The sequence below is a fragment of the Erwinia sp. INIA01 genome (assembly GCF_025947915.1).
Taxonomy (GTDB): domain Bacteria; phylum Pseudomonadota; class Gammaproteobacteria; order Enterobacterales; family Enterobacteriaceae; genus Erwinia; species Erwinia coffeiphila.
This window is the reverse complement of record NZ_JAPDNC010000004.1, coordinates 36,691-62,054: the sequence shown is the minus strand read 5'-3', so window position 1 is coordinate 62,054 and position 25,364 is coordinate 36,691. Positions and strand designations below refer to the sequence as shown.

Genomic DNA, 25,364 nt, shown 5'->3' with positions numbered 1-25,364 from the left:
TTCTTGGGTTAATAATATCGCGATGCTATTTGAAAAGAAAAAGGGATTCGGCCGTCTGTTCGACAGTATAAAAAACTCGCTGTCTGGTCTTGCTAACGCACTGTTAACGGAAAATTCATTCAGGCAGCTGTTTATTATTACTGGACTATTATTCGTCATTGCGCTATGCGTTGATGTGTCAGCCGTTGAACGTCTGTTTTTAGTTTCCAGCTGCTTTCTCCTGCTGGTCGTAGAACTCCTTAATACGGCTATCGAAAGCGCCATCGACCGGATTTCTCTGGAGATTCATCCACTGTCAAAACGAGCAAAAGATATTGGCGGTGCCGCACAACTTGTCACGATGCTGATGACCGTGACCGTCTGGGCAATGATTTTGCTTTAGCCGATAATCTCGCTATGTTTATACCAAATTAAGCCTCGGCAAGTTTCTCCGTCCGTTCGGCAGAAATAACCGGATAAATTGCCGCCAGCGCGGTTTGCAGAACCTCATCATAGGGAGCCCGGGCATCAATGTTTAACACTCTGGAACCATTGTAATTAAGCTGGCTCATCACAAGGGCCTTGTCGCGCAGTTCGTCATAGTTATGATCGGGTTTGCGTGAAAAGGCGGTATCGGCATCAATTTCCAGACGAATAATCAGCTCAGGCTGGTACAAAGCCATCTGCTGGTATAAATGTTTTTCACGTTCCGCCAGATACGTCATCAATTTCCCGCTTGTGCGTTCAACTCCAATGCCGGGGCCATCATAATAAAAGCCGGAAATTTCAGCCTGCGGATAGCGATCGCTGATCACCAGTACGCCGCTTTGAGCTAAGCGTTTCGCTTTAGCCAGATTCGCTTTTCGCCACACGGAAAGCCCGTACATAATCAGTGCGGCCCAGAGAGCAGGCGCTTTACTGCTCATGCGCTGGGTTTTCTCCGATTTTGCCGCCAGCCGGCGCTCAAGCCATACGCCAATCACCGGTAAACGTTTGATTTTATCGCCATCCTCGCCGGATATTAATCCAAGATAGCGGCGTTCCACTGCGCAGGATGAACTGAGTGTTTTCACTAAATCTGCGGTCAGCGTCGATTTTCCGGTGCCGTCGCAGCCCACCACGGCAATCAGTCCGGGAATGTGGGTGGCAGAGTGTTGGGCGTTTAATTTATCGCTATGCATTTTTCTGTAGGCCTGAAAGGGCGAGATGAACCGCCCGCAGTGATGTATCGATTATTTTGCTTTCCGGTTCACGGGCATCTAAATCAAGAATTTGCGCGCCGTTAAAGGTCAGCTGTGGTATCGCGGCAATTTTCTCGCGTAGTGCAGACAGGGCGTGATCGGGTTTGCGTAAGTGCGCCGTTTGCTCATCAATATTCAAACGGATCAGCAACGCCGGCGGGTATGAAGCCATCCAGCGGTAAAGCCGCAGTTCGCTTTTTCTCAGCATGCGCACCCAGTAATTACCGCCTTCCGCCTTTGCAAGCTGAGGACCATCAACGCGGAACCCCGGAATTTCTGCCTGCGGATAGCGGTCGGTAATCAACAGACAGCCCTGTTGGGATCTCGCCAACATGCGGCGGAACTTATAGACCCGCCAGCAGGAGAGCAGATAAATGACCAGCGCAGCGATATTTCCCGGTGGGGAAGAGGGGCGATTGTGCACGCGTTCAGAACGGTTAATTAAATATTTCCCAATATATGAACCGATAACCGGAATTTCGGCGATCCGTTTGCCAATAAATCCTGAAGACTGCCCCAGATAAATCAGTTCTGTTTCACCCTGAGATGAAAGATGATTTGCAAGATGAGCGGCCAGCGTTGATTTTCCGGCACCGTCGCATCCCGTAATCGCGATCGCCCGAACCGGGGAGTGATTGATAATCGTTTTTAAATTCTTCACGTTAACAACCCTGTTTTAACATTGCATTCCATAATGCACGATGTTCTCGGTGCGTTTAAGCTCTGTAGAATAACAAGCATGATTAGCGACAATCTTCTTTTAAAATGCTATATCCTGAGGAGTTTATTTCACAGGGATGGCTGTATGAATTCGAAAAACAACCCACCAATCATCGCTATTATTGGCTGCGACGGTTCCGGAAAGTCGACTATTTCTGAACACCTTATTGGATTTATTAATCAATATGTCCCTGCTGTTAAAGTACATTTAGGAAAGCAGGCAGGTAATGTAGAACGTCAGTTAGTGAAATTGCCGCTGCTGGGTAAAAAATTGGGTAAAACTATCGATCGTAAAAAAGTGAAAGTAGCAAAATCGAAAATCGGTGTGGTACCAGCACTGGTCATGATGATTTTTGTTTTACGGCGTCTTTTTCGTTTTCGCCGTATGCTACGCCTTCGCAAGCAGGGGCTGATTATCCTGGCCGATCGCTATCCTCAGATGCAAATTCCCGGTGCCTATGATGGTGTTCTTTTGCCTGAGCATGTTCCCGGCAGGCCTTTCATTAACTGGCTGGCTGGCCGTGAACATCAGGCATTTCGCTGGATGACCAGTTACAAGCCCGACCTGGTGTTAAAACTTGACGTTGACATTGATGTTGCCTGTGCACGAAAACCCGATCACCGCCGGGAATCGCTGGAAAAAAAAGTAGCCGTCACTTCAAAGCTGAATTTCCCCGGTTCTGAAACTGTCGATATCGACGTTAATCAACCTCTCGACCATGTTCTTCTTTTGACAGAACGTGTCGTTGCTGATTTTTTGCAGTCGAGAGGATACAAAATGGGGGCTAGTCATCAGGGCTAATGCTTCTTGTCAAATCGGTTAACCAGTATTAATGCCGATGCCAGCAGGAGTATGGGGGGAAGAAGTGCCGTCAACGGTGCACTGAAAGAGAACAACAGGCCAAGGTTGACGATGATCTGGTAGCTGACATAGGTGAGTAACCCAATAACAGCACCCGTAGCCAGGCGGCTTCCCATACCTGGCGCCCGAGGATTGCTAAATGTGAAGGGAACGGAAAGTAATATCATCGCAAGTATCAAAACAGGCTGCCCGAGCTTTTGCCAAAGTGCAATTCTGAACTCTAGATCGGGTTGGTTTGTTGTTTGCAAATAATTGATGTAGTTATTCAGCTGTCGGATTGAAAAGCTATCACTGGGCATCATTAATTCTTTCAGGCTGGTATGGTTGAATATCGATTGCCACGACATACTGTCATGTAACGTTGAAGTTTCTTTTCCGTCGGTCCATGTTTTTTGATTAACATCGTATAAAGTCCATATGCCGTTGCCAATAATGGTCGCGGTTTTCGCATAAATATAATAATCAAGGGTTTGATCCTTGTGATATTTAAATATCTCAATGCCAACAGGCCGGTTGTATTCATCCAGCGTTTTAATCGTAACAAACTCATTATTTTTACGCGCCCACAGCGTGTTAGCTGAGCCGGACGCATTATCATCTCTGGCCTCGGCAATATCTTTTAACTGGAGTGCCCGCTGCTGAAGCGGTGAAGCCACCCATTCGTCCAGCGCACACAGCGCTACGGTAAAAATAATACCTGCGCATAGCGCATTCATTCCTATCCTGAAAACTGACATGCCGGAGACGCGCATCGCAGTCAGCTCCAGGCTTTTCGACAGCTGGCCCAGCCCGACAATCCCGCCAAGCAAAGCGATAAAAGGCCCCAGATCGATCAGGCAGCGAGGCAGTTTCATCAATACCACCATCAATGCCTGAGTCCAGTGGTATCCGCCTGAACTGACATCATCCAGCTCATTAATAAAATCAAAAGTGGAAAAGAGTGGGATCAGCAAAGCCGCCGCGGCAGCGAAACCGAGAAAAACATTTTTAATCAGATAACGGCTAAAAATATTCACCGGAAAAACTTCTGTAAAAGCGAGGCCTGATGGGTCAAAAGACCGAAGAAACCCATCAGCATTATCAATGGCACCGTCCACACGCCGGGGAATGAGGGGATAATATCGCTGGCCACCAGTGAACGGCTGATGTTACCGGCATAAAAGATGAGAACAAACAGTACGGCCAGGGGTAACAGTGTGGCAAATCGCCCCTGGCGTGGCCGCGTACGGCTTAATGGTATCGCCAGCAGGGCCATTAAAATAGCGATAATTCCACGGCTTTCCCGCCACTGGCGTTCGGCAATATCGGCGGGATCGTGTGAACGCGACAGTTCCGCCATTGAGGCAGATTTACTTCTGAGTTCGATGCTTTGCTTCATTGGCTTAGGATGCAGATTAAAGTTTTTATACGTTTGCACGTTGTCATCCGTGCCTTTACGGTCAAGTTGATATGCCGTGCCGGAATGAAGCGTGACCGCCGGTGAGGCGATCGCAGGATTGACCACCTGCACAGAGTGTGCCCGGAATAACAAGGTGTTATTGCCGGAGGTGCTGTAAATCAGCACATCTGACAGCAGGTTATTTTTACGATCGATCTTATCGCTCAAAATCATTCTGCCACTGTCATTCAGATTAAATTTCTTTTCCTGTAGATGGCTGACATCTAATTCAGACTGCGCCTGCTGTTTTAACTGGAATATTTGCGCATAGGCCCAGGGGCGAGCGTACATCGAGAGCAGGGTCACTAAAATACCTAACGGGATCGCCAGGAACATGATGGCTTTATAAATCCGAAAAGGACTTATACCTGAAGCCAGTACGGCAGTTATTTCTGAATCGTTATAAAGCTGTCCCAGTGCAACGGCAACGGAAACATAAAGCCCGATGGGAAGTAGCATCTCCAGAGCAATCAATATTTTATAGAAAACGATATACATCACCGATTGCAGCGCCAGCGTGCCGTTGGCGGCATCGGTCAGATAGCGTTGAGTTGAATAACTGGCAAAGATAAAAATCAGGAAGCCGATTATTGTTATCACCAGTCGTTGCGTTGCAACCATGATGTAGCGTTCGATTAAATACATAAAATATTGAGACTCAATATCAGCGTCATAAATAACGGATTTTTATAGCCTTTCAGAGTAATAGTTCAGTCGCGTTACCGTCTTGCAGTTACGTGCTATTGCCCGAGCGGCCTGCTCGCGATGAGCGATTAGTGCGGTAAGCCATCTGGTAGTTGATCTGTATTTGAGAATAATTTACAACATACCATTAGTAACATACTTTTGGTATGTTGTGGCAATCATGGCCAAACACACTCTCATCACGCTCAGGGAACCTACCTATGCACGCACTTATTGTTGTTGCTCATCCGGATACACAGTCATTCACCCACAATGTTGCCGCCCGCGTGGCGAAAGGTGTCACTGATGCCGGGAGTGGCAATACCGTTGAAATCGCCGATCTGTTTGCAGAAAATTTCGATCCGCGTTTTGCCGCGCCGGACCTGGCATTTTTCCGCAATCAGTCATCGCCGCTGGCGGAAATCGTGGCTGAACAGCAGCGTATCGATCGGGCTGATGCGCTGGTGCTGGTCTATCCCATCTACTGGTGGTCTTTCCCCGGTATGCTGAAAGGCTGGATCGATCGCGTGTTTACCAACGGCTGGGCCTATGACTCCGCAGAAGACGGTGGGCTGATAAAAATGCTGCCGAATCTGAACGTTCATCTGATTGGCATTGGTGCCGCCGACGAAGGGACCTATTCTCGTCGTGGGTATGATGAGGCGATGAGAACGCAGATCGATCGTGGAATATTTGATTTTGTGGGTGCAAAGGTGGTTACATCTGAGCTGCTGCTGACGCCAAACGGCCAATTCCCTGAATCACATCTGGAAATCGCGCTGAAAATCGGTAATAAAATCGCCGGATAACGCCACGCCAGCGGCCAGTCAGCCTTATTTTCACCATCGATCTTTTCAGGATTGATACAACGAGGAGCTTCGGCATGCCCCGCATTCTGAACGAGAAGCACGGCGTCATTATTCACCATACAGCGTTAAGCATGACGGCGCGGGGTCAGTGATGTCGCGGCGTCGCTTATCTAAGGAAGATCGCTTTGCTCAGCTGATCGCGGTTGCGTGGCGGCTGATTGCCAGCGAAGGGACCGATGCGCTGACGATGGGCCATCTTGCCGAGGCGGCAGGCATCACTAAGCCCACCGTGTACGAGCATTTTGGCTCTCGTCAGGGGCTGCTGGCTGCACTGTATCAGGATTTTGAATCCCGCCAGAATAAGGTTATCGACGATGCGGTGGCCGCTGCGGAACCGGTTCTGAATGAGAAAGCCCGTATTATTGCGTCCAGCTATGTGAACTGCGTGCTGACGGAAGGGCGGGAAATTCCCGATGTGCTTGCCGCGCTGAGCGGTTCGCCGGAACTGGCCGAGCTGAGGAAGCAGTGTCAGAAAAGCTATCTGGAAAAATGCCGCCGCTCGCTGGCGATGTTTAGCGGCCCACGCGGCCTGTCGGATGCGGCGCTGTGGGCGATGCTCGGTGCGGCGGACAGCCTTTCTGCCACCGCCGTTAGCGGCGATATTGCTGAGCAGCAGGCGGTTGATGAACTGTATCAGGTGATTGTGGCGATGGTGGAACGCAGCCGCTAGTGCGGCTGTCGTTTATAAAGACGCCATGACGTCGTTGCGTAACTTACTGATGTGATTGCGGATGGAGGCCAGGCTTTTCTCGCGGTCGCCTTCGCGCATGGCGGTCAGCAGATCGAGATGCTCGGTGTGATTCTCGCTCTGGCGATGCAGAGGGCTGTGAAGGCGGAACAGGCGAACGTTAACCCGCAGCCCCTTTAACACGCCGGCCAGCACCACGTTGCCGCTGGCTTCCGCGATGGTGTTGTGCAGCTTCTCGTCATAGCGCCAGAAAAGATGCTCCTCGTCGGCCTTCATCAGTTCATGCAGCTCGGCGATCAGCGCATCCAGCGTTGGCGTACCGATTTTATCCAGCGCCTTGCCAACCGCTTCCACTTCCAGCAGTTCACGCAGCGCCATGGTATCTAAGTATTCTTTGATATCCACCGAACGAACGGTGTAAGAGCGTGCGCCGCGGCGCTCCAGCAGGTTCTCACCGGCCAGCCTGACCAGCGCTTCACGCATTGGAGTGCGTGAAACCTGTAGCTCATCGGCCAGGCGCGACTCCGACATTTCACTGTTGCCCGGAATTTTACGCTCAAGAATTAACTCTTTCAGTAATACATAGACCTGCTCAGACAGGCTGGCCGATTTCATATACAACGGTTTTGACGCCATAATTGCCGCCAGCGTATGGTCCTGATAGTCAGTCATCTTCACGCAGTTTCCAGTAGTTAATTCCGCCGCTAGTTTACCGAATTATCCTTCCGATGGGAAAGGGACCGCGCAGGCGAGGAAACGCCCCTGGCCCGGCACGCCGTGGAACTGATTATCGTCCCACACCGCCACGCCGTGCGACAGCGTAACGGCAGGCCAGGCCTGAACCTCTTTCCCTTCATACGGCGTATGGTCGGCGTTGGTGTGCAGCATGGCGCTGCTGATAGTTTTCGGCGTTTGCGTATCCCAGATCACCAGGTCGGCATCAGAACCGGGGGCGATAGTGCCCTTTTGCGGATAGAGGCCATAAAGCTTCGCCGGGGCGGTAGCGGTCAGATCGACAAAGCGCTGGGCCGACAGGCGATTTTTCAGCACGCCCTCGCTCATTAACAGCGGCATGCGCGTTTCCAGACCGGCAATGCCGTTCGGCACCAGATCGAACGATGCGTTTTCACCGTGCAGCTTTTTGCCGGTGGCATCATTATTAAACGGGCAGTGATCCGAGGAGAAAATGGTGAAGGTGCCGTTGGCCAGCGCCGTCCACACCGCGTTCTGGCTGTCCGTATCGCGCGGCGGCGGGCTGCAAATGCATTTCGCCCCGTGGAAGCTGTCATCAATCCCGAGGTCTTCCGCCGTCAGAAACAGATACTGCGGACAGGTTTCCGAAAAAATGTGCATGCCCTGGCCGCGCGCCCAGTAAATTTGTTCAATCGCCGCCCGGCTGGAAACGTGCACCAGCAGAATCGGCACATCGACCAGTTCGGCCAACGAAATCGCGCGGTGGGTCGCCTCGCGTTCGCCGATCGGCGAGTGGGCGAGGGCGTGATAGCGCGGGGCGATTTTTCCCTGCTTCTTTAGCCGCTCGGTCAGCCAGTTGATGCAGTCATCGTTCTCCGCGTGGATCATCGAAATCGCCCCCAGCTGGCGGGCGGCATCCAGCACATCCAGAATATGGTGATCCGGCAGCTTCAGCGCCTCATAGGTCATATAAATCTTAAATGAGGTGTGGCCCTGCTCGATCATCGCCGGCAGCTCAGCAATCACCGCCGGGTTGGCATCGGTAATAATCAGATGGAATGCGTAATCAATGCAGGCTTTGCCCTCGGCGCGCTGATGGTAGTCCGCAACGGCATCCTGCAGGCTCTGGCCCTTAAACTGCATGGCAAAGGGGATCACCGTGGTGGTGCCTCCGCACGCAGCCGACCGCGTTCCGCTGATGAAATCGTCGGCCCCGATTGAGCCATCGGTCGAGGGCTGATCGAGATGGCAGTGGGCATCAACGCCGCCCGGCGTGACCATTCTGCCCGCGGCATCAATCACCTGACGCGCGTCTTCGGCATTCAGCCCGGCGGCAATCATGCTGATTTTGCCGTCGCGGATGCCGACATCGCCGTGATAACGGTCGGAAGCGGTAATGATATCGGCATTTTTCACAATCAGATCGAACGTGCTCATCGCTGTGTCTCCTTGGCCAGCGCGGTGCTGGTGTCTGTTAACGGGGCCTTTTTCACCGGGCGGCTATGCTGGGTACTCTGATACGCTTTCGCGTAGTGCAGCTCGATGCGCCGCTGAATGAAGTCCCACAGCGTGGTGAGGATCAGGTAGTAGGTTGCCGCCACCATAAACAGCTCCAGCACCATAAACTGCTCCTGCATCAGGATCTGCGTACGGCGCAGCAGCTCTTCCATCGAAATCACCGAGGCGATCGAGGTGGTTTTCAGCAGGCCGTTAAAACTGTTGCCCAGCGACGGCAGGATCAGGCGCATGGTCTGCGGGAAAATCACGTAGCGCGCCACGCCTGCATGGTTAAAGCCCAGCGCCCTGGCCGCGTTGATTTGCCCCTTCGGCAGCGCCTGCACACCGCCGCGAATAATCTCTGCCAGATAGGCCGCCTCATTCAGCACCAGCCCGGTGATCACCGCTTCGATCACCGTAAAGCGAATGCCGATCTGCGGCAGGCCGGTATAAATGATAATCAACTGCACCAGCAGCGGCGTACCGCGGAAAATCCAGATATAGGTACGCGCTAACTGATTAACCCAGGACCAGGGCGACAGCCTGGCGAAGGCCAGCACCACACCCAGTACCAGCCCACCTGCCATTCCAGCCAGGGTTAACAGGACGGTATTCACCGCCCCAAGGAAAATGAAATAGTTGGTGAGATAATGGAAGTAGCCTTCCCAGCTCCAGCCCTGAATCATAGTGAAAGTTCCTGTGGTTTAAGAGGAGGGGCCCTGAACGCTAAAGGTTCCTGGGATCATTTCCGCGCCGTATTTCTTAAACAGCGCAGGCAGGCTGCCGTCGGCATTCATCTTGTTCAGCGCATCGGCGGCGGCGGCGGCCAGCTTCGGATCTTTAAAGGCGATGGCTACCGGGGTGGGTTCCAGCCCCGAGATCACCTGCTTAAACATCCCTTTGTGCTGATAGTCGGCGGCCACGGCGTCAATACTGATCACCGCATTCACCTGGCCCGCGCGCAGTGCCTGGAAAGCGACGGTGAAGTTGTCGAAGGTATGGATATCAACGGGCTTAAGGTTTTTGGCAACCAGCTGCTGGCTGATTTTGCGGATGGTGGTTTCTTCAAAACCGCCCAGCTCAACGCCCACGCTCTTACCGGACAGATCCTCAACCTTGGTGATTTTTCCTGCATCGGCAGGTGGGGTAGAAATACTCACCGCCTGGCTTTCATACGGGATCATGTACATCATTTTCGCGCGGGCCGGGGTGAAGAAAATGCCGGTATTGATCATATCCCAGCGGCCACCCTGCAGGCCGGGCACCATCGCGGAGAACTCAATGCGGGTGTAATCGGCTTTCAGGCACAGGCGTTTGGCAATCTCCTCGCCCATCTCAATGCGCATGCCCTTTAACTTTCCTTCACCGTCGACATATTGCAGCGGCGGCAGCGTCGGGTTGGTTGACATCTTCAACTCGCCTGAGGTAACCAGGCTGGCACCCTGTGGTGCCGTACAGTCGGCGAAGCAGCTGCCGGACAGCAGCGTTAACGCGGCTAATAAGGTTAATTTGGCTTTCATGTTGATTCTCCGGGTGTCAATTCAGGCCAGTGATTAATGCTGGAAGCTGTTCAGCACGTTAAGTTTTTCTAATTCATGACGTAAAACATGATGTAAATCGTCGGCCAGCGGCAGGCGCGGCGCGCGCGGGATACCAACATCGAGCCCCATCATCGACAAACCGGCTTTGCTGGCGGCGACGTAGTGCGGTCCGCCCACGGCGCGCACCACCGGCAGGATCTGGCGATACAGGGCGAGGGCCGCGTCGCGATCCAGACGATCCGCTGCGGCTTCAAACATCTGCGCACACTGCGACGGCAGCAGGTTAGAGGCCACGGCCACCCAGCCACAGGCCCCCAGCCAGAAGGATTCGTAACCGAGTATTCCGGCAAAGACGTTCATCCGATCGCCGCACAGTTCGATAATGTCGCGAACGCGGGTGACTTCCAGCGTGGATTCTTTGATGTAGCTGACCGTATCGATCTGCGACAGTCGGGCGACGGTTTTCGGCAGCAGGTCAACGTTGGCGGTGGCCGGGTTGTTGTAGATCATGATCGGGATGGAGATCGCTTCCCCGACCGCGCGATAGTGGGCAAACAGTTCGTCTTCATTCGGGCAGCTGTAAAACGGCGGGATGATCATCACGCCGTCTGCACCCATGCTTTCCGCCTCTTTGCTCAGCTCAACGCATTCCGGGGTCCACTCTGCACCCGTGCCCATCAGCACCGGCACACGCCCGCTTGCGGTGCACACCACCGTTTCAGTGACCAGCTGGCGCTCCTCGCGGCTCATCGATAAAAACTCACCGGTGCTGCCGAGCGGAATAAGTCCATGAATTCCCTGTTCAATTTGCCAGTTAACCAGTTTTTTCAAAGCTGGCACATCTATTGCTGAACCATCAGGGGTAAAGGGGGTAATCAATACCGTGTAAGTGCCGCGAAACGTAGACATGCTGAGTTCCTTGAGAAAGTTCTTGATGAACACCGTTTGTATACCGTATACGTACTGTATACGTATACGATGTCGGAGCACAAGATCTGTGGAACTAAAATCTCAAGATATCAGCCAGAGTGCCGAAACCCGGACCATCTGGTTTGATGGCCAGGCCATACAGGCTCTGGCTTCAGAGACGATCGCGGCCGCCCTGGCCCGCAGTAATATCGTGGCGCTGCGCGAAAATACGCAGGGCGAAAAGCGCGGATTGTGGTGCGGGATGGGCTCCTGCTATGAATGCGTGGTGGAGGTCGACGGCAAAGGATCGCAGCGCAGCTGTATGACGCTGGTTGAGCAGGGGATGCAAATTCACAGCCGTCGTTCAGACGATCGCACGCCTCAGCCGCTGGCGTCGGCACCCGCGACGGTTGAACCCGCTGAAACCGCCTGCGATCTGCTGGTGCTGGGAGCCGGGCCTGCCGGACTCTCTGCCGCGCTGGCGGCAGCGCAGGCCGGGGCTGCGGTGATCGTCATCGATGAGCGACCGCAGAGCGGCGGGCAGTTTTTCAAGCCGCTGGCACCGTCCCATATTCTGCACGGCAACATGCCGCCGCAGTGGCGCGACGGCGAAAAGCTGCTGACCGACGCCGTCGCAGCGGGCGTTACCGTGGTGCAACAGGCCACCGTCTGGGCGGCCTTCTCCGTGAATGAAATCGCCGTGATGGTTAACGGTCAGACGCGGCTGTTTCGCCCCGCGCAGCTGATTATTGCCACCGGTGCCTACGAACGCCCCGTGCCGTTTCCCGGCTGGACGCTGCCGGGCGTGATGACCACCGGAGCCGGGCAGACGCTGGCTAAAGCCTATCGCGTGATCCCGGGCAGCCGGGTGGTAGTGAGTGGCAACGGCCCGCTGAATCTGCAGTTTGCCGCCGACCTGCTGGAGAGTCAGGGTTCTGTTGTCGAAGTGCTGGAGCGCGCGCCGAAACCCGGGCTGAAGCATTTCCGCCAGATCTTCACCATGCTGCAGGCGGCCCCCGAACTGCTGTGGAAGGGGCGGCACTACCTTGGCGTATTAAAAAAACATCGCGTGCCGCTCAGCTGGGGTTATGAGGTGGTGGCCGCGCACGGGCAACAGCGCCTGGAGCGGATCACCGTGATGCGCGTCGACGCGAACGGGCAGCGTATTGCCGGTTCCCGCCGGGAAATCGACTGCGATGTGCTCTGCCTGGGCCACGGTTTTATCCCTTCCACCGATCTTGCCCGTATGCTCGGCTGCGAACAGCAGCTTTCCGCCACGCCGTTCAGCACGCCGACGATTAAAACCGACCCAAACGGCGCAACCAGCGTCAGCGGGGTTTACGTCGTGGGCGACGGCGCGAAACTGGGCGGCGCACAGGTGGCGCAGGCGCGTGGCAGGCTGGCGGGTCTCGCCGCCGCTGCCGCGCTGGGCAAAACGGTCAGCCCTCAGGAGATTCCTACCCTCACATCCCGCCTGACCCGGGCCGAGGATTTCCAGCGCTCGCTGTGGCAGGTCTATCAGGCACCGGCCGTCAGCCTGGCCTCGCTGGAAGATGAAACGGTGATCTGCCGCTGCGAAAATATCACTCTGGGCCGCCTGCGCCAGGCCATCAGCCAGGGGATCGACACCCCCGCCGCGCTGAAGCGCAATCTGCGCAGCGGTATGGGGCTGTGCCAGGGGCGCACCTGTTCCGGGATGGTGGCGCAGCTGGTGGAGGAGATGACCGGCCGTCATAACACCGTCAGCGGATTTTACGCGCCGCGTTTCCCCGTGCGCCCCGTTCCGATTGCCGCACTGGCTTTTGAAAAACCGGAATGGGGCGGGCATAAACCCGCCATCACTCCCAATCTTGCCCGACCGGTGGAGCAGACCGCGCTGCCGTTGCAAAAAACCGACATTCTGGTGATTGGCGGCGGGGTGATGGGTAACTGCCTCGGTTATTACCTCGCGGCGGGCGGTGCCGGTGTGCTGGTGGTGGAGCGTGACGAGATCAACCTGCAGGCCTCCGGTGCCAATGCGGGCAGCCTGCACGTACAGCTGCTGTCCTTTGATTTTGGTAGCAAGGCGCAGGAGGGCGGCGGCCCGGCGGCGCAGACGCTACCGCTGGGTCCGACGTCGGTCAGGCTGTGGCAGGCGCTGGAACAGGCCAGCGGCGAATCGCTGGAAATTAAAATTACCGGCGGGCTGATGGTGGCCGAAACGGAACAGGACATGCGTTTTCTGGAGCAGAAAATCGCCCTGGAGCGCCGCTACGGCATTGAAACCGAACTGCTGGATGCCGCCCAGCTCAACCGGCTTTCTCCTCATCTGTCACCGGACCTGCTCGGCGCGGAGTTTTGCCCGATGGAAGGAAAAATCAACCCGCTGCGTGCCACCTACGTGGTTAACAGACTGGCGACGGAGGCCGGTGCACGCTTCCAGCGCGGGACCGATGTGCAGGCCATCGAACCACTGCCGCACGGCGGTTACCGGGTGCAGACCAGCCGTGGGGTGATTGAAGCCGGGCGGGTGATCAACGCCGCCGGAGCCTGGGCGGCCAAAGTGGCTGAAATGGTTGATGTTGCGCTGCCGGTGAAAGGCGCGCCGCTGCAAATGATCGTCACCGAACAGTCCGCACCGCGTATTGACCACCTGATCGCCCACGCGGGCCGCCACCTGAGCCTCAAGCAAACCGCACACGGCAGCATTCTGATCGGCGGCGGCTGGAGCGCCGGATTTAACCCCGAAATGCGGATGAACCAGTCACTGCGCGCCAGCATTGAAGGCAACCTGTGGGTGGCCGGGAAGGTGCTGCCCGCCCTCAACAGCCTGCATATGGTGCGCAGCTGGGCGGGGATGAACATCAATATCGACGGTGCACCGATCGTCGGTGAAGTCCCCGGCAAAGCGGGCTTTTACCACGCGGTTACCTCTAACGGCTACACGCTGGCACCGGTTGTCGCCTGGAGCCTGTCACAACAGATTTTGCAGGGCCGCAGCGAGATCGATCTTGCGCCCTATGCGATTTCCCGATTCCACTGATAATAAGGACTTCTTTTCGTGAGCAATACACAACACACTCTCGCCAGCTGGATTGATAACCATTTTGAACAGCAGGTTGAGATGCTGAGAAAGCTGGTACAGATGCCGTCTGACAATCCGCCAGGCGACTGTACTCCGCACGCGTTAATGACAGCTCAATGCCTGCACGACCTCGGGCTGGAGGTGGAAATCCTCACCGTGCCCGATGACGTCGTCGCCGCAGGTGGCATGCGCAGCGCCACCAACCTGATTGTCCGCCACCGCTTTGGCCCCGGCCCGACCGTGGCGCTGAACGCCCACGGTGACGTGGTGCCGCCGGGCGGCGGCTGGAGCAAAGATCCCTACGGCGCGGAAATTGAGGACGGCTGGCTGTACGGGCGCGGCGCGGCGGTATCGAAATCCGATATCACCACCTACACTTCCGCGCTGCTGGCGCTGATTCACAGCGGTGCAGATTTGCAAGGCACCGTTGAACTGCATATCACATACGACGAAGAGACGGGCGGATCGACCGGCCCCGGCTGGCTGCTGGCCAACGGCCACAGCAAACCGGACTACGTGGTTTGCGCCGCGCTGAGCTACTTTGTGGTCACCGCGCACAACGGCTGCCTGCACCTGGAAATTGATTTAAAAGGCCAGTCGGCCCACGCCGCATTTCCCACCACCGGCTGCGATGCCATTGAAGCCGGAAATCGCCTGATGACTGCGCTCTACCGCTATCGCGATGCGCTGGGCGAAACCCATTCGGCAATTGACGGCATCGACTCACCGACGCTGGTGATTGGCCTGGTCAACGGCGGCATTAACACCAACGTCGTGTCGGACAATTTCGTACTGCGCCTGGATCGCCGCATTATCCCGGAAGAAAACCCGGAGGCCGTCGAGCAGGAGCTGCTGGCGCTGGTCGCCGACGTACAGCGGCAGGTTCCCGGCGTGGCCTTCAACGCACGTCGCATCCTGCTTGCCCGTCCGTTTACCCCTTCGCCGCAGAGCCTGGCGCTGGCAGAGATTTTCAGCCAGCAGGCCGAAGCCGTATTCAATGAGCCCATTCCGCTGGTCGGCCTGCCGCTGTACACCGACGCGCGGCTGTACAGCGGTGCCGGTATCCCGACCATCATGTACGGTGCCGGACCGCGCAGCTTCCTGGAAGCGAACGGCCATCGCGCCGACGAACGCATTCACCTTGATGACTTACGCCGCGCCACCCTGGTGGTTGCCAACAGCCTGGCCACCCTTTTGCAGGAGAAAACCGCATGATTGCCATTAAAAATCTGACTAAATACTACGGCGAGCTGCCGGTCCTAAAAAACTGCACCCTGGATATTCAGAAGGGGGAAGTGGTGGTGATCTGCGGTCCTTCCGGCTCCGGGAAATCCACGCTGATCAAGTGCATGAACGCGCTGGAGCCGTTCCAGAAAGGGGAGATTAATATCGACGGTATGGTGCTGAGCGATAAAAAAACCAGCCTGCCCGCGCTGCGCCAGCAGGTGGGTATGGTATTCCAGTCGTTTGAGCTGTTCCCGCATATGACGGTGATGGACAATTTAATCGTGCCGCAGATGCGCATCCTTAAACACAGCCGCGAGCAGGCGCAGAAAAAAGCCCACGAGCTGCTGGAGCGCGTCGGCATGAAATCCCACGGTCATAAATACCCGGCACAGCTTTCCGGCGGCCAGCAGCAGCGCGTGGCGATAGCCCGCGCCCTGGCGATGGAGCCGAAGGCGATGCTGTTTGATGAACCGACTTCGGCGCTGGATCCTGAAATGGTCGCCGAAGTGCTGGCGGTGATGGCGGAACTGGCGGAGCAGGGCATGACCATGTGCTGCGTGACCCACGAGTTGGGCTTCGCGCGGAAAATCGCCGACCGGATGATCTTTATGGACGCCGGAGAAATCATCGAAGATTCGCCGACCGATGCCTTCTTTACCGCTCCGGCTTCCGGGCGGGCAAGAGATTTCCTGGAGCAGATTATCCACCATTAACCGAGTTGAAAACCGCGCCTGACCATTGCGGCAGGCGCGGGAACGCGCTCAACGGGAAGATCCGGCGGCGTTAAGTTGCAGGCTTATCCCACAGCGCTGCGCATTGTTCAAATACCCGCCGCGCGGCGGGCGTGACGGCGGTCATATGCATCGCGCCATGGACCGTCCCCGCCAGCCGTACGAGCCGCACTCTGTTCCCATCCCGCGCCAGTCTGCGGGCGTACTCTTCCGCCTCATCCCGCAGCGGATCGCATTCACAGCTCAGCAGCAGCGTGTCCGGCAGGCCGTGCAGCGACGCTGCCGCAGACGGGCTGGCCAGCGGATTCTGCTGCTCGCGGGCGTCGGGCAAATAGCGCTCCCAGCAGTATTCCATCACCGACCGCGTCAGGCCAAAGCCCTCGCCGAACTGCTGCCAGGAAGCCGACTGCATCGCCGCATCCAGCGCCGGGTACAGCAGCAGCTGGCGGGCAATCAACGGCCCCTGGCGATTTCGCGCCAGCAGGCAGGCCGCCGCGGCCAGGTTGCCGCCCGCGCTGTCGCCGCCAACCGCGATGCGCTGCGGGTCGATGCCCAGCGAATCCGCCCGGTCGGCGATGGCACAAAGCGCGGCATAATAATCGCTTAACGGCACCGGGAACGGGTGCTCCGGGGCCAGGCGATAGCCAACGGAGAACACCACGCTGTCGGTGGCGTCGGCCAGCTGCTGGCACGGAGTATTCCAGGCATCCAGACCGCCCAGGCACCAGCCGCCGCCGGGGGCATACACCAAAGCCGGATGTGCCTCACCGTCTTCTGCCCCGGCCGGAAAATACATTCTTACCGAGATCGGCCAGCCATCCTCCGCTTCTATGCTTAACGCCTGCCAGTCGCGAATTTCCCCGGCTACGGGCTGCTGACCGGCGATCAATCCTGCGTCGGTGGTCGACCGTATTACCGCCAGCGGCACGGCGGCGCTGAAAGCGGGCGCGGCGGCCAGCCAGCGCTGCGTTGCGCTATCGAGCGGCATAGCCTTTCTCCTGTAAAAACGCCGCGATCAGCGTACAGAATTCATCCGGGCACTCTTCGGTAATAAAATGTCCGCAGTCGCTGACTATCGCGCTGCGTAAATCGGGGGCGACTTTTTTCATCGTCTCCGCCGGGGCATCCCGCGTGGCGTGCTCGGCACCGATAGCCAGCACCGGCATACTCAGCGGCGTGGTGGCCCGCTGCTGATTCTGACGGATGGTCTCCGGGATGGCGCGATAGTAGTTAAACCCGGCCTCCAGTTTCCCCGGCACGCTGTAGGCATCGATATAGACTTCCGCCGCCACGCGTTCCCGCCGCCATGACCATTTATCGAACATATAGCTGAGATACAGCCGTTCGCGCCCCGCAATCAGCGCCTCCGGCAGGCCGCTCAGCTGGTTGAACATAAAGTGCCAGAGGAAGATATTCTCCTGCGGGCTGACAAAAATCTCCGGCGCGGGGGCCAGACCGGGGATCACCGCTTCGGTCAGCAGCAGCGAATGTACGCGCTGCGGGAAATCTGCGCCCATGGCGTAGCCCACCCACATGCCAATATCATGGCCGATAACCGGAAAGCGCTGGTGGCCGAGCTGGGACATCGCGTCAACCAGCTGCGCGGCGATATTCCCGGTATCAAAACCACCGGTTGGTGCGTCCGACTCGCCGGTGCCGGGCGGATCGACCGCTACGGCGGTATAGCCCGCGCGGGCCAGATGCTCCATTACGTGCCGCCACGTGTACCACGTCTGCGGCCAGCCGGGGATCAGCAGGACCGCCGGGCCGTGGCCCTGAGTGACGCAGTGCAGACGGCTTCCGTTAACGCGCAGATAGTGATGGTGCCGGGTTGGGTTAGCCATGGTGTTCAGCCTCCGTGGTAGTGATGCCTAACAGGCGGTCTATCTGACTCTGGCTGACCGGGGCCGCCGCGAAATCATCGAAAATTTTATCGGTGACCGGAATAATATGGTCGCGGATAAACGCCGCCCCCTCGCGTGCACCATCGTCCTTATTCTTCAGGCAGCACTCCCATTCCAGCGCCGCCCATCCGGCGTAACCGTTCTGAGTCAGGCGGGAGAATATCGCCCTGAAGTCGACCTGACCGTCTCCCGTTGAGCGAAAACGCCCGGCGCGATCCGCCCACGACTGGTAGCCGCCGTACATGCCCTGACGCCCGGTGGGATTAAACTCGGCGTCTTTAACGTGGAACATGCCGATGTGGTCGCGGTAGATATCCAGAAAATCGAGGTAATTCAGCTGTTGCAGGACGAAGTGGCTGGGATCGAACAGGATTTTACAGCGCGGATGATGGCCGGTGCGCTGTAAGAACATCTCAAATGAGATGCCGTCGTGCAGATCCTCGCCCGGATGAATTTCATAACACAGGTTCACACCCTGCTCCTCGCAGGCATCAAGGATCGGCAGCCAGCGGCGGGCCAGCTCGTCAAAGGCGGTTTCCACCAGCCCGGCCGGGCGCTGGGGGAAGGGGAACACGTAGGGCCAGGCCAGCGAGCCGGAAAAGGTGCCCATCTCGGTCAGCCCAAGACGGGAAGAGGCGCTGACCGCCGCCAGCAGCTGCTGTTTTGCCCATGCGGTGCGGGCTTCCGGTTTGCCGTGCAGGTGCGGCGGCGCAAAGCTGTCGCACAGCGCATCGTAGGACGGGTGTACCGCCATCAGCTGGCCGAAAATATGCGTGGTCAGCTCGCTGATAACCAGCCCGTACCGCGCCAGCATGTCGGTGATCTCATCGCAGTACTGCTGGTTTTCCGCCGCCAGATTGACGTCAAACAGTCGCTTATCCCAGGCCGGGATTTGCAGAGCGCGGAAGCCGTTCTCCGCTGCCCATCCGGCAATCGCCTCAAGACTGTTAAACGGAAAAACATCATCACTGAACTGTGCCAGGTGCAGGCTGGGACCCTTGATCGTTTGCATATGAACCTCTATTGTTTGTCGATTGACAAACAATAGAGGTCTGACGAAACGGCCACAAGGCGTTTTTCTTCAGGCAGCACGTAGTGCTCAGTCATCAGGGCAGAAGGTGGCTGATTTAATGTGATATTCTTGCTGCCAGATCCTGAACGTATCATCCGAGAAAAGAGAACCGCTATGGCCGGAAGACCCAGAGAATTCGATCGTGAAGCCGCCCTGATTCAGGCGCGGGATTTATTCTGGCGTCACGGCTTTGAGGGCACCTCGATGTCCGATCTGGTGGCGGCGCTGGGAATTGCCTCCGCCCGCATTTACAAAGCGTTTGGTTCAAAGGAACAGCTGTTCCGCGAGGCGGTGGCGCACTATGCGGAACACGAAGGCGTTTTTGCCGCACGGGCGCTGGAAGAGGGCGAGATCGCTCTCGCGATCAAGCGAATGTTAATGGATGCCATCGCGCTCTATACCCGGCCCCTTGCGCCAGCAGGCTGTATGGTGGTTTCCGCCGCCGGTGCGCTCAGCGATGAAAATCAGCCGTTGCAGCAGTGGATGGCAGAACAGCGCCGCCTGCGTACGGAATCGATTATTAACCGCTTCCGCCAGGCGGCGGAGGCCGGGCAGCTGAAGAGCGATGCCAACCCTGACCTGCTGGGTAACTATTTTGCGCTGGTGCTGCACGGCCTGTCGGTACAGGCGCGGGACGGCGTTCCGGCGGGCGTCTTGATCGAGGTGGTTAACGCCTCGCTGGCGGTGCTCTGACGGTTAAGCCGCTGATGGCTTAACCCTGGTCATTGCCCTCTGCAAGAATTCGCGCCCGACAAACGGCCAGAATTTCATCGGCCAGCGCGGAATCATCCGGGCAGGCGCGGGACAGCACCATCGCACCCACCAGATGCGCGAGGGTGTCGATCAGATCGGCACGCTTTGCGCCTTTTTCCCCTTCTTCACCCGAGAGCCTGGCCAGATTCTTTTCAATACCGGCGGCAAATATGGCCTTCACCGACTCGGGCTGGCGCGCCGTGTCGGTGCTGAGCGCCGACATCACACAGCCTGACCCCATCGCATCGCGATGCTGGCGGGAAAGATAGCGCTCAACAAATTCTTCCCGGGTGGTGCCGCCTGACATACCCGCCGCCTGCACAAAGCCGCAGCTCACCGCTTCCGCCATCAGATCCGCCTTGGAAGCAAAGTGCTTATAGAACCCGCCGTGAGTGAAGCCCGCCGCAGACATCAGCTCCGCCACGCCAACCCCGTCGAAGCCGCGCTCGCGAAACAGCGCCGAGGCCGTTTCGACAATATGCTGGCGATTTTCGCGTACCTGTTCTTTCGACACTTTCATTGCTGCTGGCTCCTCTGAGCGAAATTTCTGCCGCAATTATACATTGATGATGACCATAATCAAAAAATGTTGACTGTTTAGATTATGATCGTCATCATTAATTCCACGTCGCGTTGTTGCCGTCAGCGGGATCTTCCGAGCTAACCGGGTACGGCAGGCAGAGAGCAATATGGGCAGCACGACTCATTCAATCATTCACAGAGGAAACACGCAGATGTCCAAACCTTCCGTTCTGATTACAGGTGCCTCAACCGGTATTGGCGCAGTTTATGCGCAGCGCTTTGCCCAACGCGGGCACGACCTGGTGCTGGTCGCGCGTGATAAAGCAAAGCTGGCCGCACTGGCCGAACGTTTGCATCAGGAATACGGCGTTGCCGTGGATATTCTGCCCGCCGATCTTACCCAGTCGGATGACGTCGCCACGGTAGAAGCGCGCCTGCGCGACGATACGAAAATTGGCATTCTGATCAACAATGCCGGTATCGCCCAGTCGGGGGCATTTGCCGGGCAGACGGCCGATTCGATTGAGCGCCTAATCGCGCTGAACGTTACCGCACTGACGCGGCTGGCTAACGCGGTCACGCCACGTTTCGTGCAGGCCGGGGAGGGCGCTATCGTCAACATCAGCTCGGTCGTAGGGCTGGCACCAGAATTCGGCATGTCGGTCTACGGCGCAACGAAAGCCTTCGTGCTGTTCCTGTCCCAGGGGCTGAATGTTGAACTGGCGGATAAAGGCGTATACGTACAGGCGGTGCTGCCTGCCGGTACTTACACCGAAATCTGGGATCGTGCGGGGATTGATATCAACACCCTGCCGCAAATGATGGAAGCGGGCGATCTGGTCGACGCCGCGCTGGTGGGCTTTGACCGCCGGGAAACGATCACCATTCCGCCAGTGCAGAGTGCATCAAGCTGGAGCAGCCTGGATGCGGCGCGGCAGGCGTTGATTGCCGATATTAATCAGGCGAAGGTGGCGGAGAGGTATCAATCTGCCTGACCAGTGCTTACTGCTACAGCCCGGACCTCGGCTGTAGCTGATAAATCCAGGCGCTCACCTGCAGGCCATCAACCGTGGTGACGTCAACCGTCACCCGGTCATAGCCATCTTCGAATTCATCCAGCATCGGCCAGTGCGCCTGCAAATTGTCGGATAAAAACAGGTAGCCGTTCACCTGCGCGCCATCGCTGTGCAGTACAATGCCGGGGAAATCCGCCGCCGCGCCCCAGCCCCGCTCGTAAAAGGTCCCGGTAACGTGGCCTGCCAGCCATTCGCCACCGATGTTTTCCATAATATGCGCATTCGAATGGCCCGGGCGCAGCGTGCCGTAGACAAACAACGATTCCATCTTGCCTCAACATTGAAAAAGGGATTACCCGCCGGGTAAAGAACAGCTTTCAACATACGGCCTAATCCGGCGGCTGGCAAACCCTTCGTCACGCAGGCACCCTCCTACAGATACTGCGCCAGCAACGTCTCCAGACTGTTCTGGTCGACGGCAAACAGGCGAATCCCTTCGGCCAGTTTTTCCACCGCCATCGCGTCCTGATTATGCGCCCAGTAGAATTCCGCTTCGGTCATGGCCACAGGCTTAGCCAGTACTTCGCCCGCATAGTTCAGCGGCGCGGGCACCGGCCCCTGGCTTTGCTGTAGCTGTGCCAGCAGCGCCGGAGACACGGTCAGACGATCGCAGCCGTTCAGCGCCAGCACCTGTTCCGGCGTGCGGAAGCTGGCACCCATCACGACCGTGTGGTAACCGTGCTGTTTATAGAAGCGATAAATAGTTTGCACCGACTCCACGCCCGGATCGTTGTCGACGGTCCAGGCGGTGCCGGGATTGTTTTTCTTGTACCAGTCGTAAATGCGGCCGACAAACGGTGAAATCAGGAACACACCGGCATCGGCGCAGGCTCTGGCCTGGGCAAATGAGAACAGCAGCGTCAGGTTGCACTGGATGCCTTCTTTTTCCAGTGTTTCGGCGGCACGTATCCCCTGCCAGGTGGCGGCAAGCTTAATCAACACCCGTTCTTTGCCAATGCCTTTCGCTTCATACAGGGCAATGATTTCCCGCGCTTTGGCAATACTGGCTGCGGTATCGAAGGAGAGGCGGGCATCCACCTCGGTGGAAATGCGCCCCGGCACGCTTTTCAGGATCAGTGCGCCGATACTGACGGCCAGCGTGTCGGCAATGTCTGACGCTTTTATCGGTTTTCCCGCCTGGCGGGACTTCACCGCCGCGACGGCTTTCGTAATCAGCGCCTGATACTGCGGAAGCTGCGCGGCCTTGTAGATGAGCGACGGGTTGGTGGTCGCATCTTCCGGCTGATACGCCAGAATGCTGTCAATATCCCCGCTGTCGGCAACAATCGTCGTGTGCTGCTTTAGTTGTTCAAGCTGATTCATAATCGTGACCTGTAATGAGAAGTAGAATTGAATGCACGGGGAACGGCACGGAGCCGCTCCCTGTGGTGGGGCTGGCAGGGCGATCAGTTAGCCTGCGCGACGCGGGTGGTCAGGCCTGGCATATTGAAGCACTCGGCTTCATTCTGAATCATATCCTTGATTTTATTGACCACGTAACGCTCAGGCTCCACGCCAAACGATTTCAGGTTGGCAAACATCGCCTTCATCTCTTTCACTACCGCCGGTTTTTCGTAGTTGTAGTGTCCGCTGAGTTCAAGGATCTCTTTCAGCAGATCCGGCTCATTAAAGATCTGCTCTTCGGACTTGTTTTTGTGCTCATCGGTCATCCATTTTTCCCACTTGTGGCTCAGCACGCACTCGCGGGTCAGCACGGTTTTCAGATCGGACGCGGTTTTGATAAAGCCTTTCGCAGCCAGATCTTTTTCCACCTGCGCCAGCTTCAGGTAGGCGCGGGTTTCAATGGTGCCGTAAGCCGGGGCCACGTTCATCGCGGTGATCCCCAGGCCCGGGTGCTTCAGCAGGATCTCATCCGGCAGATAGTCGCCGTTGTGCTCTTTAAGGCCTACGCCGTGACGGGTGCTGATGGCGGACAGTTCAGCGGACTGCTTATCGTTGAAATGACCGACGTTCTTGGTCAGGCGGGTCAGGGTTCCGGTCTGACCGACGATAAACAGCGGCTGCGGCAGCGATTCGGCCGCCAGGCGCTTGTTCAGCTCGATAATAAACTCTTCATAGGCACTGACGTCGGTCAGGCCGCCGTTGGTCTCTTCGGTACCGACCTCGTAGAAGAACTCTTTCATGCTGTTGGCTTTGCGGTAATCTTCGCAGAAGCGGATCAGCTCAACGGTGCGGCTCAGAACCAGTTCGATATCAATCGCTTTACCGACAACGTACGGATCTTTGGTCGGGTCGATATGCAGCAGGTCGAAACCGGCATCCATATCAATCTGATAGGAGCGGCGGGCCAGCTTCATCGCTTCGTCTTCAGGGATATGGTCTTTACGTTCTTTATCGCGCTGCCACGGGCCGCCGTGGTCGCGGCAGAGGAAGTAATCGCCGTCAAAACCGACTTTATCCGCCATCGCTTTCAGGTCAGCGGCAAAGCGGAACTGATCCCAGTTATTCACGTAACCGGCACCGAATTCATCGGCATCGACCTGGTTACGGCTGGCAATAAACATCAGCGGTAGATCTTTTTCTTTTCCCAGTTCAAAACAGGCCTGAATTAATGCCGGAGACATGGGGCCAATTCCCAGCATGGTAGATTTGCCACCGTTAACAATATAATCAACGTACTGTTTCATTGTGTTTTTCATAATAACTCCTCAGGCTTTATTCATATCAGAAGTGATGGGTTTTTTAGTCGATGATTTTTTTACCGGCTCGGTAATATTCGGTCGCAGAATATGCAGGCAGATGGCGGTTACAATCACACCGATGGCCATATCGATGACGTACCACATCGGGGCCTTATTCACGCCCGCGATGGCAATTAATCCGCCGTGGGGAACCATGGATTCAACGCCGTGAATCATTGCCAGACCGGCACCGACGGCGCTGCCGATAATAATTGACGGCAACACGGTTTTGAGGTTCTTAACGGCAAACGGAATGGCACCCTCGGTAATACCGATTAATCCCATAAAGGCGGCAGAGGTGCCCATTCTTCTTTCATCTTCCGCCCATTTACGCTGGGAAATAAAGGTTGAGAGGGCAATACCCAGCGGTGGAATAGCGCAGGCAATACGATATGCTCCGTTCGGGCCATAAATACCTTCGGCCATTAAGGCGAGGGTAAAGGCCGTGGCGGTTTTATTGACCGGGCCACCCATATCAAAGGCTGCCATCGCACCCAGAATCAGGCCGAGAATAACGCCGCTGCTTCCCTGCATATTCGACAGCATGGAAACCAGCCATTTCATCGCAAAGCCGATTGGCCCAATCAGTACGTATAGATAGAGCATGCCGACAATACAGGTGGAGGCGATGGGGATGATCATAATGGGCATCACCGGCATTAACGCCTTGCCAACCTTCCAGGTTTTAATCCATTTGGCGACGTAGCCGCTGAGGATGCCGAGCAGCATTGCCCCCAGGAAACCGGTCACCACGTGGTCTGCACCCAGCGGCGTGCTGGCCATAAAGCCGGTGATAAAGCCCGGCGTCAGCCCCGGTTTACCGGCGATTGAGTAGGAGATATAGGCCGCCAGCACCGGGATCATCATCCCCAGCCCGGCACTGCCGATAGCGCCCAGATTAAGTAAGAACGGGTTAGTCACCACCATCCCTTTGCCGACGACCGGTTCGCCACCTACCAGCGACAGCGCCAGGCAGATCCCGCCGACCACCACCACCGGCATCATGTAGGACACCCCGGTACTGAACGCTTTGACTAAATCATCTTTAATGACTTTGATATTTTCCGACATTTTTTATCCTCCCGAATCCGCTATTTTTTATTGGCTGCTGAGATTTTTGAACGCAGCGATACCCGTGCGCCCGTGCGCGCTATTTAAAATTGCAGGATTCGCAGACATGTAATTAACGTTT

The 25,364-nt window shown here is 56.6% G+C and carries 26 protein-coding genes; 9 read left to right on the top strand and 17 right to left on the bottom strand.

The genetic code is table 11. The annotated features are described in order from the left end of the window. The first annotated feature begins 22 nt into the window (after positions 1-22). Positions 23-382, top strand: coding sequence for a diacylglycerol kinase (locus OMR58_RS08330; protein WP_200562822.1), 360 nt, complete (start codon positions 23-25; stop codon positions 380-382). 28 nt (positions 383-410) lie between these two features. Here the strand turns inward: OMR58_RS08330 and OMR58_RS08325 are convergent, their stop codons facing one another. Next, the gene (locus OMR58_RS08325) at positions 411-1,160 is read right to left on the bottom strand and encodes a hypothetical protein (RefSeq protein WP_200562824.1); all 750 of its coding nucleotides are present in this window, start codon (positions 1,158-1,160) and stop codon (positions 411-413) included. Next, positions 1,153-1,881, bottom strand: a complete 729-nt coding sequence (locus OMR58_RS08320) for a hypothetical protein (RefSeq protein WP_200562826.1) — start codon at positions 1,879-1,881, stop codon at positions 1,153-1,155. The genes OMR58_RS08325 and OMR58_RS08320 overlap by 8 nt, the downstream gene beginning before the upstream one ends. Before the next feature lie 144 nt (positions 1,882-2,025). Between OMR58_RS08320 and OMR58_RS08315 the strand changes: the two genes are divergently transcribed. After that, positions 2,026-2,742 (top strand): thymidylate kinase, encoded by a 717-nt coding sequence (locus tag OMR58_RS08315; protein WP_200562828.1) that lies wholly within the window; start codon positions 2,026-2,028, stop codon positions 2,740-2,742. Here OMR58_RS08315 and lptG read toward each other — a convergent pair. After that, complete coding sequence (gene lptG / locus OMR58_RS08310) at positions 2,739-3,818, bottom strand: LPS export ABC transporter permease LptG (RefSeq protein ID WP_264545691.1); 1,080 nt, start codon at positions 3,816-3,818, stop codon at positions 2,739-2,741. The two genes, OMR58_RS08315 and lptG, sit on opposite strands and share 4 nt — an antisense overlap. Then, positions 3,815-4,885 carry an LPS export ABC transporter permease LptF gene (gene lptF / locus OMR58_RS08305; protein WP_200562833.1) on the bottom strand — a complete coding sequence of 357 codons (1,071 nt, stop codon included), beginning with the start codon at positions 4,883-4,885 and terminating at the stop codon, positions 3,815-3,817. Before lptF ends, lptG begins: the two co-directional genes overlap by 4 nt. 260 nt (positions 4,886-5,145) lie before the next feature. Here lptF and OMR58_RS08300 point away from each other — a divergent pair, with 260 nt between their 5' ends. Together OMR58_RS08300 and OMR58_RS08295 are read left to right on the top strand one after the other, a co-directional pair. After that, the gene (locus tag OMR58_RS08300; RefSeq protein WP_200562835.1) at positions 5,146-5,733 is read left to right on the top strand and encodes an NAD(P)H-dependent oxidoreductase; all 588 of its coding nucleotides are present in this window, start codon (positions 5,146-5,148) and stop codon (positions 5,731-5,733) included. Positions 5,734-5,884: 151 nt separating this feature from the next. Next, entirely contained in the window at positions 5,885-6,463 is a 579-nt protein-coding gene (locus tag OMR58_RS08295; RefSeq protein ID WP_105592725.1) for a TetR/AcrR family transcriptional regulator, read from the top strand. A 12-nt stretch (positions 6,464-6,475) separates the two neighbouring features. On the opposite strand, the gene OMR58_RS08290 is transcribed toward OMR58_RS08295, so the two are convergent. Genes OMR58_RS08290 through OMR58_RS08270 form a run of 5 tightly spaced genes read right to left on the bottom strand, consistent with a single transcriptional unit; the run spans position 6,476 to position 11,121 of the window. Beyond that, the gene (locus OMR58_RS08290) at positions 6,476-7,153 is read right to left on the bottom strand and encodes a GntR family transcriptional regulator (RefSeq protein ID WP_105592724.1); all 678 of its coding nucleotides are present in this window, start codon (positions 7,151-7,153) and stop codon (positions 6,476-6,478) included. 45 nt (positions 7,154-7,198) lie between these two features. Further along, the gene (gene hydA, locus OMR58_RS08285) at positions 7,199-8,611 is read right to left on the bottom strand and encodes a dihydropyrimidinase (RefSeq protein ID WP_264545690.1); all 1,413 of its coding nucleotides are present in this window, start codon (positions 8,609-8,611) and stop codon (positions 7,199-7,201) included. After that, a complete protein-coding gene (locus tag OMR58_RS08280) occupies positions 8,608-9,357 on the bottom strand; it encodes an amino acid ABC transporter permease (protein WP_234472032.1) in 750 nt (249 codons plus the stop codon). Before OMR58_RS08280 ends, hydA begins: the two co-directional genes overlap by 4 nt. 18 nt (positions 9,358-9,375) lie before the next feature. Next, complete coding sequence (locus tag OMR58_RS08275) at positions 9,376-10,191, bottom strand: ABC transporter substrate-binding protein (protein ID WP_105592722.1); 816 nt, start codon at positions 10,189-10,191, stop codon at positions 9,376-9,378. Between the two features lie 33 nt (positions 10,192-10,224). Further along, positions 10,225-11,121: a dihydrodipicolinate synthase family protein gene (locus OMR58_RS08270; protein WP_264545689.1), complete on the bottom strand. Its 897-nt coding sequence runs from the start codon at positions 11,119-11,121 to the stop codon at positions 10,225-10,227. An 88-nt stretch (positions 11,122-11,209) separates the two neighbouring features. Here OMR58_RS08270 and OMR58_RS08265 point away from each other — a divergent pair, with 88 nt between their 5' ends. From OMR58_RS08265 to OMR58_RS08255, 3 genes are read left to right on the top strand one after another with little or no spacing between them, the layout of a single operon-like run. Further along, positions 11,210-14,143 carry an FAD-dependent oxidoreductase gene (locus OMR58_RS08265; RefSeq protein ID WP_264545688.1) on the top strand — a complete coding sequence of 978 codons (2,934 nt, stop codon included), beginning with the start codon at positions 11,210-11,212 and terminating at the stop codon, positions 14,141-14,143. Between the two features lie 18 nt (positions 14,144-14,161). Further along, on the top strand, positions 14,162-15,400 hold the full coding sequence (locus OMR58_RS08260; RefSeq protein WP_264545687.1) for a M20/M25/M40 family metallo-hydrolase: 1,239 nt from the start codon (positions 14,162-14,164) through the stop codon (positions 15,398-15,400). Next, positions 15,397-16,125 carry an amino acid ABC transporter ATP-binding protein gene (locus tag OMR58_RS08255; protein ID WP_264545686.1) on the top strand — a complete coding sequence of 243 codons (729 nt, stop codon included), beginning with the start codon at positions 15,397-15,399 and terminating at the stop codon, positions 16,123-16,125. The genes OMR58_RS08260 and OMR58_RS08255 overlap by 4 nt, the downstream gene beginning before the upstream one ends. Before the next feature lie 70 nt (positions 16,126-16,195). Here the strand turns inward: OMR58_RS08255 and OMR58_RS08250 are convergent, their stop codons facing one another. From OMR58_RS08250 to OMR58_RS08240, 3 genes are read right to left on the bottom strand one after another with little or no spacing between them, the layout of a single operon-like run. Then, complete coding sequence (locus tag OMR58_RS08250; protein WP_264545685.1) at positions 16,196-17,131, bottom strand: alpha/beta hydrolase; 936 nt, start codon at positions 17,129-17,131, stop codon at positions 16,196-16,198. Further along, positions 17,118-17,987, bottom strand: a complete 870-nt coding sequence (locus OMR58_RS08245; RefSeq protein ID WP_264545684.1) for an alpha/beta fold hydrolase — start codon at positions 17,985-17,987, stop codon at positions 17,118-17,120. Before OMR58_RS08245 ends, OMR58_RS08250 begins: the two co-directional genes overlap by 14 nt. Beyond that, positions 17,980-19,059 (bottom strand): sugar phosphate isomerase/epimerase family protein, encoded by a 1,080-nt coding sequence (locus OMR58_RS08240; protein WP_264545683.1) that lies wholly within the window; start codon positions 19,057-19,059, stop codon positions 17,980-17,982. The genes OMR58_RS08245 and OMR58_RS08240 overlap by 8 nt, the downstream gene beginning before the upstream one ends. A 174-nt stretch (positions 19,060-19,233) precedes the next feature. On the opposite strand from OMR58_RS08240, the gene OMR58_RS08235 reads away from it, so the two are divergent. Beyond that, on the top strand, positions 19,234-19,812 hold the full coding sequence (locus OMR58_RS08235) for a TetR/AcrR family transcriptional regulator (protein ID WP_264545682.1): 579 nt from the start codon (positions 19,234-19,236) through the stop codon (positions 19,810-19,812). A gap of 19 nt (positions 19,813-19,831) precedes the next feature. Here OMR58_RS08235 and OMR58_RS08230 read toward each other — a convergent pair whose 3' ends face one another. Next, positions 19,832-20,392: a TetR/AcrR family transcriptional regulator gene (locus OMR58_RS08230; protein WP_264545681.1), complete on the bottom strand. Its 561-nt coding sequence runs from the start codon at positions 20,390-20,392 to the stop codon at positions 19,832-19,834. Positions 20,393-20,606: 214 nt separating this feature from the next. Here OMR58_RS08230 and OMR58_RS08225 point away from each other — a divergent pair, with 214 nt between their 5' ends. After that, a complete protein-coding gene (locus OMR58_RS08225; protein WP_264545680.1) occupies positions 20,607-21,389 on the top strand; it encodes an SDR family NAD(P)-dependent oxidoreductase in 783 nt (260 codons plus the stop codon). A gap of 13 nt (positions 21,390-21,402) precedes the next feature. On the opposite strand, the gene OMR58_RS08220 is transcribed toward OMR58_RS08225, so the two are convergent. From OMR58_RS08220 to OMR58_RS08205, 4 genes are all read right to left on the bottom strand, one after another. After that, positions 21,403-21,738 (bottom strand): gamma-glutamylcyclotransferase family protein, encoded by a 336-nt coding sequence (locus OMR58_RS08220; protein ID WP_264545679.1) that lies wholly within the window; start codon positions 21,736-21,738, stop codon positions 21,403-21,405. A gap of 104 nt (positions 21,739-21,842) precedes the next feature. Then, a complete protein-coding gene (gene tal / locus OMR58_RS08215) occupies positions 21,843-22,793 on the bottom strand; it encodes a transaldolase (RefSeq protein ID WP_264545678.1) in 951 nt (316 codons plus the stop codon). Between the two features lie 83 nt (positions 22,794-22,876). Then, positions 22,877-24,130 (bottom strand): class II D-tagatose-bisphosphate aldolase non-catalytic subunit, encoded by a 1,254-nt coding sequence (locus tag OMR58_RS08210; protein ID WP_264545677.1) that lies wholly within the window; start codon positions 24,128-24,130, stop codon positions 22,877-22,879. 9 nt (positions 24,131-24,139) lie between these two features. After that, positions 24,140-25,243, bottom strand: coding sequence for a PTS fructose transporter subunit IIC (locus tag OMR58_RS08205; protein ID WP_264545676.1), 1,104 nt, complete (start codon positions 25,241-25,243; stop codon positions 24,140-24,142). Positions 25,244-25,364: the final 121 nt, after the last annotated feature.

Excerpts from the sequence above, each read along its gene's own strand:
- OMR58_RS08330 (WP_200562822.1), top strand. The coding sequence starts at position 23 with ATGCTATTTGAAAAGAAAAAGGGATTCGGCCGTCTGTTCGACAGTATA.
- OMR58_RS08325 (WP_200562824.1), bottom strand. The coding sequence starts at position 1,160 with ATGCATAGCGATAAATTAAACGCCCAACACTCTGCCACCCACATTCCC.
- OMR58_RS08315 (WP_200562828.1), top strand. The coding sequence starts at position 2,026 with ATGAATTCGAAAAACAACCCACCAATCATCGCTATTATTGGCTGCGAC.
- lptF (WP_200562833.1), bottom strand. The coding sequence starts at position 4,885 with ATGTATTTAATCGAACGCTACATCATGGTTGCAACGCAACGACTGGTG.
- OMR58_RS08300 (WP_200562835.1), top strand. The coding sequence starts at position 5,146 with ATGCACGCACTTATTGTTGTTGCTCATCCGGATACACAGTCATTCACC.
- OMR58_RS08295 (WP_105592725.1), top strand. The coding sequence starts at position 5,885 with ATGTCGCGGCGTCGCTTATCTAAGGAAGATCGCTTTGCTCAGCTGATC.
- OMR58_RS08290 (WP_105592724.1), bottom strand. The coding sequence starts at position 7,153 with ATGACTGACTATCAGGACCATACGCTGGCGGCAATTATGGCGTCAAAA.
- hydA (WP_264545690.1), bottom strand. The coding sequence starts at position 8,611 with ATGAGCACGTTCGATCTGATTGTGAAAAATGCCGATATCATTACCGCT.
- OMR58_RS08280 (WP_234472032.1), bottom strand. The coding sequence starts at position 9,357 with ATGATTCAGGGCTGGAGCTGGGAAGGCTACTTCCATTATCTCACCAAC.
- OMR58_RS08275 (WP_105592722.1), bottom strand. The coding sequence starts at position 10,191 with ATGAAAGCCAAATTAACCTTATTAGCCGCGTTAACGCTGCTGTCCGGC.
- OMR58_RS08270 (WP_264545689.1), bottom strand. The coding sequence starts at position 11,121 with ATGTCTACGTTTCGCGGCACTTACACGGTATTGATTACCCCCTTTACC.
- OMR58_RS08255 (WP_264545686.1), top strand. The coding sequence starts at position 15,397 with ATGATTGCCATTAAAAATCTGACTAAATACTACGGCGAGCTGCCGGTC.
- OMR58_RS08250 (WP_264545685.1), bottom strand. The coding sequence starts at position 17,131 with ATGCCGCTCGATAGCGCAACGCAGCGCTGGCTGGCCGCCGCGCCCGCT.
- OMR58_RS08245 (WP_264545684.1), bottom strand. The coding sequence starts at position 17,987 with ATGGCTAACCCAACCCGGCACCATCACTATCTGCGCGTTAACGGAAGC.
- OMR58_RS08240 (WP_264545683.1), bottom strand. The coding sequence starts at position 19,059 with ATGCAAACGATCAAGGGTCCCAGCCTGCACCTGGCACAGTTCAGTGAT.
- OMR58_RS08235 (WP_264545682.1), top strand. The coding sequence starts at position 19,234 with ATGGCCGGAAGACCCAGAGAATTCGATCGTGAAGCCGCCCTGATTCAG.
- OMR58_RS08230 (WP_264545681.1), bottom strand. The coding sequence starts at position 20,392 with ATGAAAGTGTCGAAAGAACAGGTACGCGAAAATCGCCAGCATATTGTC.
- OMR58_RS08225 (WP_264545680.1), top strand. The coding sequence starts at position 20,607 with ATGTCCAAACCTTCCGTTCTGATTACAGGTGCCTCAACCGGTATTGGC.
- OMR58_RS08220 (WP_264545679.1), bottom strand. The coding sequence starts at position 21,738 with ATGGAATCGTTGTTTGTCTACGGCACGCTGCGCCCGGGCCATTCGAAT.
- tal (WP_264545678.1), bottom strand. The coding sequence starts at position 22,793 with ATGAATCAGCTTGAACAACTAAAGCAGCACACGACGATTGTTGCCGAC.
- OMR58_RS08210 (WP_264545677.1), bottom strand. The coding sequence starts at position 24,130 with ATGAAAAACACAATGAAACAGTACGTTGATTATATTGTTAACGGTGGC.
- OMR58_RS08205 (WP_264545676.1), bottom strand. The coding sequence starts at position 25,243 with ATGTCGGAAAATATCAAAGTCATTAAAGATGATTTAGTCAAAGCGTTC.